Origin of the sequence: Variovorax sp. OV084, assembly GCF_900111625.1 — a bacterium.
Classification (GTDB): Bacteria; Pseudomonadota; Gammaproteobacteria; order Burkholderiales; family Burkholderiaceae_C; genus Variovorax.
The window spans coordinates 1-1,321 of record NZ_FOII01000057.1; the positions used below are offsets into that span (position 1 = coordinate 1).

The following is a 1,321-nucleotide window of genomic DNA, read 5'->3' on the forward strand; positions in this document are numbered from 1 at the left end:
TGAATCGCCCCGGCTTTTGTGGAGGCTCAACACTCTGAGAGGATTGAGCCATGAAGAAATCGAACAAGTTCTCACCCGAGGTGCGTGAGCGCGCGGTGAGGATGGTGCAGGAGCACCGTGGGGAGTACCCGTCGCTGTGGGCTGCGATCGAATCGATTGCACCGAAGATCGGCTGCGTGCCGCAGACGCTGAACGAATGGGTCAAGCGCGATGAGGTCGACAACGGCGTACGCGAAGGCGTGACGACCAGCGAGGCCCAGCGGATGAAGGAGCTCGAACGCGAGGTCAAGGAGCTACGCCGAGCCAACGAGATCCTCAAGCTGGCGAGTGCGTTTTTCGCCCAGGCGGAGCTCGACCGCCGGCTGAAGTCCTGAGGGATTTCATCGACAAGCATCGTGACACCTTCGGGGTCGAGCCGATCTGCAAAGTCTTGCAGATCGCCCCGTCGGGCTACCGGCGGCACGCGGCACTGCTGCGCGAGCCGCACAAGCGCTGCGCCAGAGCACACCGCGACGATGTCCTCATGCCGGCGATACAGCGCGTCTGGCAGGCCAACATGCAGGTCTATGGGGCCGACAAGGTCTGGAGGCAACTGGCGCGCGAGGGCACCGCTGTGGCGCGCTGCACAGTCGAGCGGCTGATGCGGCGTCTGGGACTGCGGGGCGTGATGCGCGGTAAGGTGGTGAAGACCACGATCAGCGATTCCAGAGCGCCATGCCCGCTGGATCGGGTCAACCGGCAGTTTCGGGCGCAGCGACCGAACCAACTGTGGGTCTCGGACTTCACTTACGTGTCGACATGGCAGGGCTGGCTGTACGTCGCCTTCGTGATCGATGTGTTCGCCCGGCGCATCGTGGGCTGGCGGGTCAGCAGTTCAATGCGCACGGACTTCGTGCTCGATGCTTTGGAGCAAGCGCTGTACGACCGTCAGCCCGAGCGCGACGGCAGCTTGATTTGTCACTCCGATCGCGGCTCGCAATACGTCAGCATCCGGTACACCGAACGGCTCGCGGAGGCTGGCATTGAGCCATCAGTGGGCAGCAAAGGTGATTCGTACGACAACGCCCTGGCCGAGACGATCAACGGCCTCTACAAGGCCGAGCTGATCCATCGCCGGGCACCGTGGAAGACCAAGGAGGCGGTGGAGTTCGCAACACTCGAGTGGGTGTCCTGGTTCAACCACCATCGCCTGCTCGAACCCATCGGCTACATCCCGCCTGCAGAAGCTGAGGCAAACTATTACCGGCAACTCGCCAGTCAAACCGCCACGATGGCGGCATGACTTAAACCAACCGGCCTCCATGAAAGCCGGGGCGATTCA

The 1,321-nt window shown here is 62.8% G+C and carries 1 protein-coding gene and 1 other annotated feature; the gene reads left to right on the plus strand.

Annotated elements, in window-relative coordinates; translation table 11 throughout:
• Positions 1 to 50 precede the first annotated feature (50 nt).
• Positions 51 to 1,282, plus strand: a protein-coding gene (locus BMW87_RS34600; protein WP_371258894.1) for an IS3 family transposase whose coding sequence is annotated in 2 segments (ribosomal slippage) — positions 51 to 342 and positions 342 to 1,282 — 1,233 coding nt in all. Because the reading frame shifts where the segments join, the coding sequence is not laid out codon by codon here.
• Positions 329 to 445 (plus strand) — a sequence feature (AL1L pseudoknot). (Overlaps the previous gene by 117 nt.)
• Positions 1,283 to 1,321: the final 39 nt, after the last annotated feature.